The sequence below is a fragment of the Bacillus cereus group sp. N24 genome (genome assembly GCF_016483345.1).
In the GTDB taxonomy this organism is placed as follows: domain Bacteria; phylum Bacillota; class Bacilli; order Bacillales; family Bacillaceae_G; genus Bacillus_A; species Bacillus_A toyonensis.
Map to the genome: position 1 here is coordinate 91,499 of NZ_JAEHCA010000004.1, position 14,412 is coordinate 105,910.

Sequence of the window (14,412 nt, forward strand, 5' to 3'; positions counted from 1 at the left end):
GGAGATTTTATGATGGAAATATCAAAAGAAGTAAATAGTGGGAGGAATTATACAGTAATGACAGCGGTGTTATGTTGGGCAGGTATGGTAGTTATGTCCAGCCTATATGTGACGATTCCTTTAATCGCTCTATTTTCAGACATTTTTAAGGTTTCATTAGCGCAATCTGCGGCTACAGGCAGTATATTTTCGGTAGGTTTTGCTATAGGTTGTTTGTTATTTGGGGCAATCTCTGATAAATATGGGCGAAAAAAAGTGATTTTTATTGGATTGCTTGCACTGTCGATTGTTTCTTTTTTCTTAGGGTTTGTGGATAGCTTATTTTGGCTTATTATTCTTCGAGGGTTACAGGGAATAGCAGCAGCTACATTTTCTCCAGTGGCGTTAGCTTACGTTGTAGAAATGTTTCCAGTAGAGAAAAAAGTTACAACCATAGGGTTTGTTAGTACCGGTTTTTTAGTAGCTGGAATTGCAGGGCAAGTAATAAGTACTGCTGTTAGTCAGCATTTTGGATGGCATATGGTGTTCTTTCTTCTTAGCTTTGTCTATATCATTACTGCTGTATGGGTTCATTATTCTCTTCCGAAAGGGGAAACGTCTCAAGCTTATACGGATATTTTGGGGCCAATGAAACAGATGGGGAAAGTTTTTACACATAAAAGCTTAGTATGGAGCTATATGGTTGCGTTTGTTTTATTAATGGCTTTTGTTAATATGTATACTGTTTTAGGGAATTATTTGAGCTCTTCTACTTACAATTTAACAGCAGAACAAATTCTATATTTTCGCCTAGCGGGGTTATTTGGTATGTTACTATCACCACTTGCAGGTCGTTTAACAAAGAGGTTCGAAGTAAAGAAAGTTCTTCAAGGAGGATTGTTAGTTGCTATTTTTAGTCTAAGTTCAATGGGATTTATTTCGACACTGCCGTTACTTGTAATGATGAGCGTCTGCTTCGTAATAGGTATTGCTATATCGGTTCCATCTTTAGTTTCTCTTGTCGGCCAATTAGGAGGGAGAGCAAGGGGAATAGCGGTTTCTATTTATACTTTCGTTTTATTTTTAGGAACTAGTATAGGACCTATTATTTCTATTTATCTTATGAAAATAGGGAACTATGCTCAGACGTTTATTTTATTAGGAGTCATACTCTTTATTGGCTTTGTTTCCACTCTTTTCATTCAAATAAAGGAATGCAAGGATCTTTAACATGCTCAACTAGTAAAATGTGAATTTGACTGCGATGATGATAAAAGTGAGCGACGATTTCAAGTAACCATTCGAATCGAGAATAAGCAATATCCCAATAAGTAGTCATAATTTCTGCTAATTCTTCATTGGAATAGGATAAAAAAGTTTTAGAAAGTAAATCGTACCCTTGTATCATCATTTGTTGCATTTGAGCAATTGTTTCGGGTGTTTGTTCTATATAAAAGGTATGTAACTCTTTTTCCGAAATACCATTTAAGATGAGTAAATCAGCATGGCAAATAAGGGAAAGATGTGTACACATTTCAAATAATGACCGCTTTGATTCAATCGGTGTTATTTTCAAATTACTTTCATTATATTGATTCAGTATTTGGATAGAAGTATCAACAGCAACTTTTAGTTGATGCAACGCAGATTGTACAAACATTGTAATTCTCCTCATCTCCATATATAATTAATTCTTAAGGGTATTATATCATACTTAAAATTCCGAAAATTCTAGTAGTTTGACTAGCATAGTGAAACGTATTATATTGTAAAAGGTCATATGAAACGTGAAATAGAATGGAATGCAATTATTGAGTTAGGAGTTAGACCAATGAGTTTGAAATATGGAAGAGATACAATTGTTGAAGTTGACTTAAATGCTGTAAAACATAATGTAAAAGAATTTAAAAAACATGTAAACGATGAAAATATTGCAATGATGGCTGCTGTAAAAGCGAATGGGTATGGCCATGGGGCAGTTGAAGTTGCGAAAGCTGCGATTGAAGCAGGGGTGAACCAGCTTGCAGTTGCATTTGTCGATGAAGCGATCGAATTAAGAGAAGCTGGAATCACTGTACCAATCTTAATATTGGGTTATACATCAGTTGCAGCTGCGGAATCCGCAATTCAATATGACGTTATGATGACAGTCTATAGAATAGAAGATTTACAAGGCATAAATGAAATTGCACAACGTCTTCAAAATAAAGCACGTATTCAAGTGAAAATCGATACAGGAATGAGCCGTATCGGTTTGCAAGAAGAAGAAGTTAAACCATTTTTAGAAGAATTAAACCGTATGGAGTATGTAGAGGTAGTAGGGATGTTTACACATTACTCTACGGCAGATGAAATTGATAAATCGTATACGAATATGCAAACAAGTTTATTTGAGAAAGCTGTAAATACAGCAAATGAATTAGGGGTGCAAATACCATACATTCATAGTTCAAATAGTGCAGGGTCAATGGAACTAAGCAATACATTTCAAAATATGGTTCGCGTTGGTATTGGAGTTTACGGCATGTATCCTTCGAAAGAAGTGGATCATACAGTCGTTTCCTTACAGCCTGCATTGTCATTAAAATCAAAAGTAGCTCATGTTAAACATGCGACGAAAAATCGTGGTGTTAGTTATGGAAATACGTATGTAACAACGGGTGAAGAATGGATTGCGACTGTGCCGATTGGTTATGCTGATGGCTATAATCGCCAGTTATCTAATAAAGGGTATGCATTAATTAATGGAGTTCGAGTGCCGGTTATTGGTCGTGTTTGTATGGATCAGCTTATGCTGGACGTTACAAAAGCGATGCCAGTACAAGTAGGGGACGACGTGGTATTTTACGGCAAACAAGGTGAAGAAGAAATTGCTGTAGAAGAAGTAGCGGATATGTTAGGCACAATTAATTATGAAGTTACATGTATGTTAGACAGAAGAATTCCTCGTGTTTATAAAGAAAATAATGAAACGACTGCGGTTGTAAATATATTAAGAAAAAACTGAATCGATATGATTCAGTTTTTTCTTTACTTTTCGTAAATGAAAATTGGGCTATTGATGTTTTTTGAACAAGTCATAATAATTATGCTTCATTATAATTTCAAAGCCACAATGTGTATATAACTGTAAAGCATTGTTATTTTTCGTTTCGACGTCTAATTCAATCGTTGAAACTCCTTCTGTAATGAGTGTATGTACCATATAACTTAGAATATCTTTACCATATCCTTTACCTTGATAAGAAGGATGGACTGCGAAGCCTGAAAGTGTAGTAGATCGCTCTTGGTGAGTAACTGTAATCGTTCCAATTGATTTTTCATTCATAAGAGCAACGTAAACTTGATGAGAAGGTGACTTCATCATTTTTTGTAACCATGTGGATGTATTTGCTACAGAATCCCCGAAAGCTTTACTAGAGATTTCTATGAGATTAGGAAGTAATTCTGAAGATGCGATGGAAAGTTTAATAGTATTCTTCATTGTTTCTCGTTTTTTATTTGATTTACACGTCATATTATACTCGCTGTATAGATAAGGTAATTTCATTTGATTTGCAAATGCTTTCCCAGATGAGGAATCTCCGTTAATGATGAGAAGAGCTTCGTCTATGTCTCTTTTTTGTATTTCGTTCATGGCAGTTTGTAAAAGGGCAGTGCCTATATGTTGTTTTCTATAGTTTGGGTGCACGAATCCTATTAACTCCAGTTTAGTCGGTCTTTCAAAGTCGTACATACTTAATGCACCAATTAATTGGGTATCATCAAAAAATAGAAAATCATTGATTTCTTTTTTATTACGAGCAGTTAAAAAGTTAACATGTAAATCTGATGAGTAATCAATTTGATCGTATTGTCCGCAAATATGGGCTAAATCTTTCATTTGCTGAATTTCGTTTGCTGTTAAAGATTTCTTTTTTTCAATGTTCATTTCATAATCCCTCGCAATCGTTTTTAAAAATAGGATGGGTAACTTAACCATTTCTTTAATTCCACACTACCTTGAACAGATAACAGTCGGTACAAATAACGATAAGGCTGTCTACATTCCTCAAGATGAGGAATAGACATAATTGTTTCGTAACCACTTTTAAAGGCATGAGCCTCTTTTTCTGAAAGTACATATTCTAATCCGATAAAATCAAACTCTCGCGGGGCAACTGCATAAGCTTCTGTATCTACTAAACCAGTAATAGTTATACCATCTGATAAAAACTGAGTAGGATCCATATCAATTAAGACGAGTGTAGATTCCTTTGGTGTTGGTAAGGTAGAAAGTTGTGACTCAAAAGTATGAAATGCGTTATATATGCTCTCGTTATCGGAATAAAACCTATTCACAAGTTCTTTACTCACTTTTAAAATGTGTGGCTGGAATTCCACTAGTGGAACTTGGAGTGTACGTGACGGATTTCCTACGAAATGGGCTGAATACTTATGTATTTGTGCTAGTCCTTTTCCTAGGCTGAATAAAATAGAATCTGGTTGCCCAATAAAAGATTGAACTGTATTACCTACTAATTTTTCAGCCACAATGAATTCTCGGCCATCTAAAATATGTTTTTCTAAAATTGTTGGGATAGGAAGATTTGTATGTTTTTGCAGCAATGCATGTACCGTTTCTAAATGATGTACGTTCCTTGGATCAATTCCAAAGAGATTTTTGCATCCCCACCAAAAATCATTATTTGGCTCTTCATTCATTTTAGAAGAACGAACGATAACTTCTGCATCTGCTGTTTGAATGAGAAAAACGTCACTTGCATGATCTTCATAGCCTGGATGTAAAGCTCGGATGGATAGAATAGGTGAAGTGAATAGTTGTTGTAACATGAAATTCCCTCATTTTTCTGTAAATTCTATAAATTCATTATATAACAGAATATGTACCCCGTGGATCATGATAGGGGACAATATAGAGCATACATAAATTTATAGTGAGAAATCAGCATGGAAATTATATTTTTCTAGTTTTGTATGAATTATCAAAATAATGTTTTCGAATGATAAACGTGAAAAATGCTCGAATTTAAAGTTCGTATGATACGAGATATGAAAAGTAAAAGGGGAATGAAGTGCCTATTTATAAGGTTCTGTACTCGTAATAGTGCGGGCTTTAGACAATATTTCTCAATAATAAAATGAAGAGAAAGATAGGAAGAAGGAGAATAGATTCCTATATAATAGATTTAAATTAATTAACATGATTAAGTATTAATTAATGTGTGTTGAATCGAAAGGAGAGAATGGTATGGCGAACGTACTCGTAATAAATTTCCCTGGAGAAGGTCATATTAATCCGACGATAGCAGTTGTTAATGAGTTAATTCGACGTGGGGAAACAGTTGTATCATATTGTACTGAAGATTACAAAAACAAGGTTGAAGCAACAGGCGCTGAATTTCGATCATTTGAGAATTTTCTTTCGCAAATTAATATTATGGAACGAGTTAATGAGGGTGGTAGTCCTTTGACGATGCTGTCCCATATGATTGAAGCATCAGAACGTATTGTTACTAAAATTGTAGAAGAAACAAAAGGAGAAAAGTACGATTACTTAATATACGATAATCATTTTCCGGTTGGACGTATTATAGCGAATATTCTACAGTTGCGAAGCGTTTCTTCTTGTACAACCTTTGCTTTTAATCAGTACATTACTTTTAATGATGAGCAAGAATCGAGCCCAATAGATGAGACCAATCCATTATACCAATCTTGTGTAGTGGGAATGGAAAGATGGAAAGAGCAGTATGGAATGAAATGTAAAAGTTTGTATGATATTATGAATCATCCTGGCGATATTACGATTGTATACACTTCAAAAGAATATCAGCCACATTCGGATGTATTTGATGAATCGTATAAATTTGTCGGTCCATCAATTGCTACTCGAAAAGAAGTGAACAGTTTTCCTATTAAAGATTTAAAAGATGAAAAAGTGATTTTTATTTCTATGGGAACAGTTTTTAATGAACAACCTGCCCTGTATGAAAAATGTTTTGAAGCGTTTAAAGATGTAGAAGCGAAAGTCATATTAGTTGTTGGTAAGAAAATAAATATAAGTCAATTTGAAAATATTCCGAATAACTTTAAGTTGTATAATTATGTGCCGCAATTAGAAGTATTACAGCATGCTGATGTATTCGTGACACATGGTGGTATGAACAGCTCGAGTGAAGCGTTATATTACGGTGTCCCGTTAGTTGTAATTCCGGTAACAGGAGATCAGCCTTTAGTTGCGAAACGAGTGACTGAAGTAGGGGCTGGAATAAGGCTTAATCGTAAAGAATTAACCTCTGAATTGTTACGTGAGACTGTAAAGGAAGTAATGGATGATGTAACGTTTAAGGAAAATAGTCGTAAAGTTGGAAAGTCACTTCGAAATAGTGGTGGGTATGAGAGAGCAGTTGATGAAATATTTAAAATGAAAATGAATTCATATTTAAAGCTTAAATAAAGTGAAACTTTAATCAGTGTGGACTTTGTTCATCTACAACTGATTGTTAGCTCACACGAATCGGGCGTTTTTGGGTAGCCGACTCTTTGTTTCAGCTGAAATTTGAAACGGGAGTCTACTGCTCGCAAATAGCAGAATAAACGCTTAAAACACACTTATTGTAATATGTAAGTGTGTTTCTTCTATTAGGCTTTAAATCAATTACATAAAAATCACTGTAAAGGTGAAACTTCTGTGTATATAAACTGATATCTTTGTATTAGTAGTAAGATTACGTTAAAATAATACTAAGAAAATATATAAGTTTTGGGGGTAATGAATGAAGAGAGTATTTGAATACGTATTATTGACAATTGGCTCCATTATTGTAGCGGGTTCACTAGAGCTTATTTTAGCGCCTAATGGACTAGTAGATGGCGGGGTAACGGCTATTGCTATTATGGCAAATAAAGTTGCAGGATTACCGCTGTATGGTGTGTTTTTAGGACTTAATATTCCTATTTTACTATTTACTGCAAAAGTAATGGGGAAGAAATTTTTTATACGTACATCGTATGCGAATGTCGTTACAACACTCGGATTGATTTATTTAAAACCATTTCCAGCGATTACAACTTCTGAACTATTAATTGTACTTTATGGTGGCGTACTGTTTGGAATTGGTGTAGGGATTGTAGTGAAAATGGGCGGAGCAATAGATGGCTCAGAAATGTTAGCAGTTTGGATGAACAAACACTTTAAGGTACCAATTAGCACATTTTTACTTGCTGTAAATGCAGTTATTTTCATTTTTGTGGCCATTTTATTTTCAATCGAACAAGCGATGTTCTCATTAGCAATTTTCTATATTGTTACGAAGATGATTGATTTCATATTAGATGGCATTAATCAAGGAAAGAGCGTCATGATTATTTCTGGTAAGAATAAAGAAATAGGCGATCTACTTATGAAAGAATTGCAATTATCCGTTACGTATCTACATGGAGAAGGCGGTTTTTTAGGAGAGCATAAGAGAATCATTTATTGTATTACAAACCGTTTCATTTATCCGAAAATGAAAGATCTCGTTCTCTCTGTAGATCCAACTGCTATAATTGAAGCTTCTTATTCAACAGAAACAACTGGTGTTAAGCGTCCGGGAAGGACCGCTCGATCAGGTGATTAACTAAAAGAAGATTGTCCAAAAAGCTATTTTGGACAATCTTCTTTTTTGTTTTGTTGAATTGTTATTGTATTACGAGTTAAACTCAGCGTTAGCAAATTCTCTTTTAACTAGGAAACCAAGCTTCATTCAATAAGTTTACTACCGTTTCAATTTTATTTTCGGGAATACTACCGAAACCGAGTAATACGTAAGATTCTTTGCGTAAATCATTTACAAAATCATAGGGAGAAAGTGGATATAACTTAATACTTTGTTTCTTAGCTGATTCAATAAGTTCTTGTTCATTCATATTGTTATGGATACGTAGAACAATATGAAGACCTGATTGTTCACCAAGAATTTGAACATTAGTACCCATTTCTTTCACAATGAATTTTACTAATGTATGATGTTTTCTTTTATACAACGTACGACTGCGGTTAATATGACGTTCCCAATTTCCACTTTGTATAAAATTAGCGAAAGCAAGTTGTTGTGTAGTAGAGACTGTTTGTTTAAAAATACCTTGCAACGCTTCATACGTTTTTAAAAGATGCGGTGGTAAAACAACATATCCCATTCGTAAAGAAGGTAAAAAAGATTTTGAGAAAGTCCCCATATAAATAACACGTTCATTTGAGTCAAGACTTTGTAAAGACGGAATTGGTTTACCTGCGTAACGGAACTCCCCATCATAGTCATCTTCAATAATATATCCATCGCGATCATTGGCCCATTTTAACAATTCCAATCTTCTAGATAAAGGCATAATCATTCCAAGCGGAAATTGATGTGATGGCGTAACGTATGCGACATTGGAATTTGTATTGTATAAGTTAGAAATACGAATCCCTTTTTCGTCTAATGGAATGGGATGAATTTGTTGATTGCAGCTTTTAACAATTGCATGTATACGGTGAAATCCAGGGTTTTCAATGCCGTACTCTTTTGTAGGACCAAGCAGTTGAATTAGTAGCCAAAGAAGTGGCTGTGTTCCGGCACCAATCACAATTTGATCAGGTGAAGAATATACACCGCGCGCATGATATAAATATGTTGAAATATGTTCTCGAAGAACGAACTCACCTTGTGGGTCTTCTTTAGCAAATAACGCATTTTCGTACTTTAGTATTGCTTCTTGTAACGCTCTTTTCCAGTTTGTAATCGGAAAAGCAGTTTGATCAATAAGACCTTGGCTACAATCATATTCAAACGGATCTTCTATTAAATTGCTCTTTTCCTTTGCCATATTTAATTTTTTATTCGGGATAACGTCAATATCGACATTTGCAACAAAAATACCACGCTTCGGTTTACTTTCTGCATAACCTTCAGCTAATAATTGTTGATAAGCTGATTCAACAGTAATGCGGCTAATATTAAGTTGTGACGCTAAGTTTCTATGTGAGGGAAGACGTGTACCAACAGAAATAGTTCCCTGTATAATTTCATATTTTATAAATTCGTAAATTTGTAAGTAAATAGGTGTATTGCTTTCTAATTGCAATGGGATAGTAAAATCCATAGTAAGAACTCTCCTTTAAAACTGGCCTTATAAAAAATAATTAAACTGTCACTTAAGTGAAGGGCAGACACTCCCTATAATAATGATATAACATTTAGAAAATTATACAAATTGTTAGGGGAGAGTTCAAATGAATGTTAAAGAAGTAGTAACAGAAGCACAATTACATGAAGTATTACCTGTTTTACAGCAATTACGAACACAGCTTTCTGAAGAGGAAGCAGGCTTTTTATTTCGAAAAATGAAAGAAGAAAATTATAAACTATTTTCGTTACGTAATGAAGATGATGAAGTTGTTGGCCTTGCCGGTGTAGCAATTTGTACGAACTTTTATAATAAGAAGCACGTTTTCGTATATGACCTTGTAACAGCAGAAGCACATCGTTCAAAAGGATATGGGAATGTATTACTTTCTTATATAGAGAACTGGGGAAAGGAAAATGGATGTGAGTCTATCGACTTAACATCAGCGTTTCCTAGAATTGATGCTCACCGTTTTTATGAAAGGGAAGGGTATGATAAGGTAAGTTATTCTTTTTATAAAAAATTATAAAGAAAGATAGGTTCTATATGACATAATATAGAACCTATTATATTTAGAAAGGTTTATAATTTATTTTGTATAAATAAAGAAAATGATTGGAGCGTTTATACTTGGAGAAAATAAAGAAACTATCTATCCCTAATAATGCTAGAGTTATCATAATATCTGATATTCATGGAGAATTGAACCTTTTAAAAGAATTACTACATAAAGTTAACTTTAAGAATGAAGATTATTTAATTATTAATGGAGACCTTTGTGAGAAAGGAAGCGATAGCATCGGCGTAGTAGACTATGTAATGGATCTTGTAGAGAGTAATTTAAATGTTCACGTTGTTGAAGGGAATTGTGAAGTTTTAGTTGATGCTCTTCTAAATGAAAATCCAGGTCTCATTAATTATTTATGTACGAGAAAGCATTCGATTTTTAATGAATGGTTAGAACAATTACATTTTTCTATTCAGGAAGATACTTCAATTCAGGAAGATACTTCAATTCAGGAAGTGAAGGAAGTACTGTTAAGTCACTTTTCAAAAGAAATAAATTGGCTAAATGAGCTGCCAACAGCGATTGAAACAGAAGATTATATTTTTGTACATGCTGGACTGGAAGATAGAGTAGATTGGAAAGAAACAGCGCGCAAAAATGCGATAGCAATGCCAGAGTTTTTTAATAAATCGCATAGAGCTAATAAGTATGTAGTTGTTGGGCATTGGCCTGTTGTGAACTATTCTGAAGAAGCCCCGTCTAACAATCCAGTTATTGATAAGGAGAAAAAAATTATTGCAATTGACGGCGGGAATGCGATTAAAGAAGCAGGGCAATTAAATGCATTTATCATTCAGAGGAAACTAACAGGTGATACGTTTTCTTATACATATGTAGACTATTTTCCAATTTATGAAGCAACAGCAGAATTTAATGCCGATGCAACAATGCAGGGAGGGGTTACATATCCGTATTATTACATAGAGCCGGTGGAGAAGAGGCGAGATTACACAATATGCAAGCAAAAAGAAACGAATAAATTACTCAATGTGAAAAATGAATATATTAGGCAACGTGAGTCAGGTGAATACACAGTGAAAACCGATATTTCTTGTGCGCAAATAGGTGTTAGAAAAGGGGATATTGTTTCTCTCATTGATGGTAGCTGCGCAGGGTATGATTTAATTAAAAAAAATGGAGTAGAAGGCTGGATAGAGAAAGGGATTCTACTTGAGATAAATAAGAAGGAAAGTAAAATATTGAGCTGAAATAGGAGGGATGTAACCTCCTATTTTTTATTAACTGCGTTACGGTCACATATATCATCTTTAGCTATTATGTAGGCTTTATCTTCTGGTATTCCGTTTTATAAATGTGCGCAAGAAACTTTTCAGTTATTTCGGATACTTCCGTAGTTAATAACATATGAGTGAACAGAAGGAATTCTTTAAAATGCTGAAAGTCATTTCGTTTAGCGGTATGATTCCGTTTCATATCTTTTTGGAATCGTTGATACATATCTTGAACTTTTCCCAAAATAAATTCCTCCTGAAATATGGTGAGATTAAAGGTTAGAAGACTACTTTCTTCATAAATATCAAGTGCCAAATAACAAAATGAAACAATATATTATAGAGTTTTGTTTTGATTTTTCTGAAAAAATATTATAATTATATATGAAATAAAGAGGAATGTAGGAGGAAATTATGCAAAACGTTATAAAAAAGGGGAACAAAGTTACAATTCGTACAATTGAAGAATCAGATATAAAAACATTATGGAGCCTCGTATTTAAAGAAGAAAATCCAGAATGGAAGAAGTGGGACGCGCCATATTTCTCTTTCTCAATGCAAGAATACGCACCTTATAAAGAAAAGATGTTAACTCGTTTACAAGAAGAACCTCTATCAAATTTAATTATAGAAAATAACGGTCAAATTATAGGTACAGTCGGATTTTATTGGGAACATAAACCGACGCGTTGGTTGGAGATGGGAATTGTTATTTATGATCCAACATACTGGAATGGTGGCTACGGTACAGAAACACTAACATTATATCGAGATTTATTATTTGAAAAGATGGAGATTGGTAGAGTAGGGCTCACGACGTGGTCTGGTAATGAACGAATGATGAAAGTAGCTGAGAAAATAGGAATGACTTTAGAAGGTAGAATGCGCAAATGCCGATATTATAACGGAACATACTATGATTCTATTCGAATGGGAATGATTCGTGAAGAATGGGAAGCAATATATGTAACGAAGGGGTGAGGAAGCATATACGCTATTATTGCAACATTTGATAGTGTGTTTACTAATAAGATTATAGAATTGCAAAATGAACTAACGAATATAATAGAGTCAAATCAATTAGCTGGAGTAGAACCGCATATCACGCTTGCGGATTATTAGGAGTTAGATGTTAATTTATATACTAAGAAATTAGAGGAGTTTGTAGCTATTCAAGAGAAAATGGCTGTAGTAACTTTTCCTTCTGTTGGAACTTTTCCTAAAAACGGAACGATTTTTTTAGCGCCGATTATTACCGATGAATTGTTAACACTTCATCATTCTTATCATGATCATTTCAAAACTTTTCATGATAATCCAAATTCATATTATGTACCGGGCAAATGGGTTCCGCATTGTACGATGGCGAATCATTTGAACTCGACTCAGTTTTTAAGCGCAATGGAGTATATATATGGGAATTTTGATGTTAAAACAGCTTCGATTGAAAAGTTAAAATTAATTAAGGTAAATTATGAAAATGGTTCTGCCGTTTCTTCTAGCATAGTAGCAGAATATAATTTAAAGAGAATGGAGACATCGAGATGACATATGTAATTAGAGAAATGAAGCAAGAAGATATTCATGCTGTACAAACAGTAGCGAAAGTAGCTTGGCATAATACATATGAAGGTATTATTCCAAGAGAGATTCAAGATCGTTTTTTAGACGAAGCATATTCTGATGAAAAAATGAAATATCGTCTTAAAAATACACATTTATTCGTTGCAGAGGAAGAGGGAGAAGTAATAGGATTTGCTAATTTTTCACCGGTTAGATTGCAAAACGAAGCAGAATTAGGTGCGATTTATTTGTTACCAGATCAGCAAGGGAAAGGAATAGGAAGTGCTTTATTACAAAGAGGGATTAAGGCGTTAAAAGGGATCCGGAAACTGTACATACATGTAGAAGCAGCAAATGAAAAAGGTAAACGTTTTTATGAAGCAAAAGGTTTTGCTGAATTAGAGCAATTTGAAGAAGACTTTGAAGGACATTTGATGCAGACAGTAAGGATGGTTTTATACATATAAGGAGGACTAGAAGTGAAGATTTTTGATTTTAGTGAAAAAGCGGGAAAGCGCATATCAGTATTTCATAATGTCGAAAATAGTAAACCACCAAGGGAATGTACATATCGGTGCTATGCATTTACAAGAGAATGGAATAATTGGATATCATGAAGCAGTTGTATCACAACTGCTTCTTATTATGGACGGAGAAGGATATGTGTGTGGGGCAGATAAATGGAAGCGGAGAATCTTGAACAATCGATAGTAATGCCTATCAAGGATGGGAGTTGTGAAAAATGATAATAAAGGCGAATCAAGAAGATACAAATGAAATATTAAAATATGCAGCCCAATCACTTTTTGAAGGGACGAGAGGGAATTGCCAATTAAGTACAGAGAAGGCGATTGAAATTACAAAACCAATAGTAGAAAAGGGAGCATATTATGTAGTCATTAAAGAAGAAAATAAAGTATTAGGGTGGATATTAATAGGGGAAAATACTGACTATTTTTCTCATGAAAAACTTGGATTTATATATGAGCTATACGTTTTTCCAGAGTATCGTGGGAGAGGATTATCACGAGAACTGATGGAGGCCGGTATTAAGGAATTGAAGGAGAAGTATTCAGAAATTCGCTTAAATGTATTTGCTGGGAATTTTGCGAAAGAGATGTACGAAGAACTTGGGTTTGTTGAAAGACAGGTAATTATGACTTTGAAGTGAGAAAAATTGCGATGCTGTATTTCTTTTAATTAAAGAATTCTAATAGAATTTTAATCAAATTTTTTAATGAAAAATATACGCATTCATGTTAGGTAATCTTTTTTCTATTGTTAAGAATAACATTTGTAGAATTCGTTTAATTGATTTTTATTTTCAAGTAATAGTAGTTTCTTAAAAAATAACAAAATTTATATTATACGATATATCGTTATTATAGTAAAAGATAAATTTTGGAAAAATATCATTTTTTTGTTTAGAAATTTTTAAATTATTGATATAATCAATTTGTAGAATTGATTATTGGTTAATTTTACTATTTTTAAATTTTAAGGGGGATTTAATAATGGCAGGACAAATTCGTATGTCACCAGAGGAGCTTAAATCAAAAGCGACTCGATATGGACAAGGTGCAAATCAAATTGAGGACATCTTACGTCAGCTACAAAACTTACAAAATGAATTAAGAGGGGAATGGGAAGGTCGTGCTTTTGAAGGTTTTGACCAACAGTTCAATCAATTAAAACCAAAAGTACAAAACTTCGCACAGCTATTACAAGAAATTAATATGCAGCTTAATAAAACTGCAGAAGCTGTTGCTAGACATGACGAAGATCTTTCTCGTAATTTCGGTCTACAATAAGACAGATAAAAAGAAATATATAATTTAGCCATGCAACCATACGTTGTATGGCTAAATTACTTTAAAACTAGAGTAAGATACGAAGTCTTTCATTTAATAGACTCGC

The 14,412-nt window shown here is 33.8% G+C and carries 15 protein-coding genes and 2 pseudogenes; 12 read left to right on the plus strand and 5 right to left on the minus strand.

Annotation, left to right across the window (positions count from 1 at the left end; all coding sequences use genetic code 11):
* Positions 1-12 precede the first annotated feature (12 nt).
* The gene (locus tag JDS95_RS08365; RefSeq protein ID WP_139823477.1) at positions 13-1,209 is read left to right on the plus strand and encodes an MFS transporter; all 1,197 of its coding nucleotides are present in this window, start codon (positions 13-15) and stop codon (positions 1,207-1,209) included.
* Here JDS95_RS08365 and JDS95_RS08370 read toward each other — a convergent pair.
* Complete coding sequence (locus JDS95_RS08370) at positions 1,178-1,639, minus strand: DinB family protein (protein WP_199690385.1); 462 nt, start codon at positions 1,637-1,639, stop codon at positions 1,178-1,180. The two genes, JDS95_RS08365 and JDS95_RS08370, sit on opposite strands and share 32 nt — an antisense overlap.
* A gap of 171 nt (positions 1,640-1,810) precedes the next feature.
* Between JDS95_RS08370 and alr the strand changes: the two genes are divergently transcribed.
* The gene (gene alr, locus JDS95_RS08375; RefSeq protein ID WP_144467163.1) at positions 1,811-2,986 is read left to right on the plus strand and encodes an alanine racemase; all 1,176 of its coding nucleotides are present in this window, start codon (positions 1,811-1,813) and stop codon (positions 2,984-2,986) included.
* Between the two features lie 48 nt (positions 2,987-3,034).
* Here alr and JDS95_RS08380 read toward each other — a convergent pair whose 3' ends face one another.
* Both JDS95_RS08380 and JDS95_RS08385 read right to left on the minus strand, forming a co-directional pair.
* Positions 3,035-3,910 carry a GNAT family N-acetyltransferase gene (locus JDS95_RS08380; RefSeq protein WP_001019357.1) on the minus strand — a complete coding sequence of 292 codons (876 nt, stop codon included), beginning with the start codon at positions 3,908-3,910 and terminating at the stop codon, positions 3,035-3,037.
* A 23-nt stretch (positions 3,911-3,933) separates the two neighbouring features.
* On the minus strand, positions 3,934-4,812 hold the full coding sequence (locus tag JDS95_RS08385; RefSeq protein WP_085449887.1) for a protein kinase family protein: 879 nt from the start codon (positions 4,810-4,812) through the stop codon (positions 3,934-3,936).
* A gap of 418 nt (positions 4,813-5,230) precedes the next feature.
* Here JDS95_RS08385 and JDS95_RS08390 point away from each other — a divergent pair, with 418 nt between their 5' ends.
* Both JDS95_RS08390 and JDS95_RS08395 read left to right on the plus strand, forming a co-directional pair.
* On the plus strand, positions 5,231-6,439 hold the full coding sequence (locus JDS95_RS08390; protein WP_199690387.1) for a macrolide family glycosyltransferase: 1,209 nt from the start codon (positions 5,231-5,233) through the stop codon (positions 6,437-6,439).
* A 319-nt stretch (positions 6,440-6,758) separates the two neighbouring features.
* Positions 6,759-7,604 (plus strand): YitT family protein, encoded by an 846-nt coding sequence (locus JDS95_RS08395; RefSeq protein ID WP_000831972.1) that lies wholly within the window; start codon positions 6,759-6,761, stop codon positions 7,602-7,604.
* A 103-nt stretch (positions 7,605-7,707) separates the two neighbouring features.
* On the opposite strand, the gene pdxR is transcribed toward JDS95_RS08395, so the two are convergent.
* Entirely contained in the window at positions 7,708-9,108 is a 1,401-nt protein-coding gene (pdxR, locus tag JDS95_RS08400; RefSeq protein ID WP_199690389.1) for a MocR-like pyridoxine biosynthesis transcription factor PdxR, read from the minus strand.
* Positions 9,109-9,238: 130 nt separating this feature from the next.
* Between pdxR and JDS95_RS08405 the strand changes: the two genes are divergently transcribed.
* Together JDS95_RS08405 and JDS95_RS08410 are read left to right on the plus strand one after the other, a co-directional pair.
* The gene (locus tag JDS95_RS08405; protein ID WP_001101106.1) at positions 9,239-9,661 is read left to right on the plus strand and encodes a GNAT family N-acetyltransferase; all 423 of its coding nucleotides are present in this window, start codon (positions 9,239-9,241) and stop codon (positions 9,659-9,661) included.
* A 101-nt stretch (positions 9,662-9,762) separates the two neighbouring features.
* Positions 9,763-10,908: a metallophosphoesterase gene (locus JDS95_RS08410; RefSeq protein ID WP_199690391.1), complete on the plus strand. Its 1,146-nt coding sequence runs from the start codon at positions 9,763-9,765 to the stop codon at positions 10,906-10,908.
* 67 nt (positions 10,909-10,975) lie between these two features.
* Here the strand turns inward: JDS95_RS08410 and JDS95_RS08415 are convergent, their stop codons facing one another.
* Positions 10,976-11,176, minus strand: coding sequence for a hypothetical protein (locus JDS95_RS08415; protein WP_199690393.1), 201 nt, complete (start codon positions 11,174-11,176; stop codon positions 10,976-10,978).
* A gap of 170 nt (positions 11,177-11,346) precedes the next feature.
* Here JDS95_RS08415 and JDS95_RS08420 point away from each other — a divergent pair, with 170 nt between their 5' ends.
* The 6 genes and pseudogenes from JDS95_RS08420 to JDS95_RS08445 all read left to right on the plus strand — a co-directional run bounded on the left by JDS95_RS08420 (position 11,347) and on the right by JDS95_RS08445 (position 14,306).
* Positions 11,347-11,913, plus strand: coding sequence for a GNAT family N-acetyltransferase (locus JDS95_RS08420; RefSeq protein ID WP_199690395.1), 567 nt, complete (start codon positions 11,347-11,349; stop codon positions 11,911-11,913).
* A gap of 6 nt (positions 11,914-11,919) precedes the next feature.
* Positions 11,920-12,480, plus strand: a pseudogene (locus tag JDS95_RS08425) (2'-5' RNA ligase family protein).
* Positions 12,477-12,962, plus strand: a complete 486-nt coding sequence (locus JDS95_RS08430; protein WP_199690397.1) for a GNAT family N-acetyltransferase — start codon at positions 12,477-12,479, stop codon at positions 12,960-12,962. Before JDS95_RS08425 ends, JDS95_RS08430 begins: the two are co-directional and overlap by 4 nt.
* A 12-nt stretch (positions 12,963-12,974) precedes the next feature.
* Positions 12,975-13,191: pseudogene (locus tag JDS95_RS08435) on the plus strand (cupin); the annotation flags it as partial.
* Between the two features lie 46 nt (positions 13,192-13,237).
* Entirely contained in the window at positions 13,238-13,666 is a 429-nt protein-coding gene (locus tag JDS95_RS08440; protein WP_000584242.1) for a GNAT family N-acetyltransferase, read from the plus strand.
* 343 nt (positions 13,667-14,009) lie between these two features.
* The gene (locus JDS95_RS08445) at positions 14,010-14,306 is read left to right on the plus strand and encodes a WXG100 family type VII secretion target (protein ID WP_000918601.1); all 297 of its coding nucleotides are present in this window, start codon (positions 14,010-14,012) and stop codon (positions 14,304-14,306) included.
* Positions 14,307-14,412 lie beyond the last annotated feature (106 nt).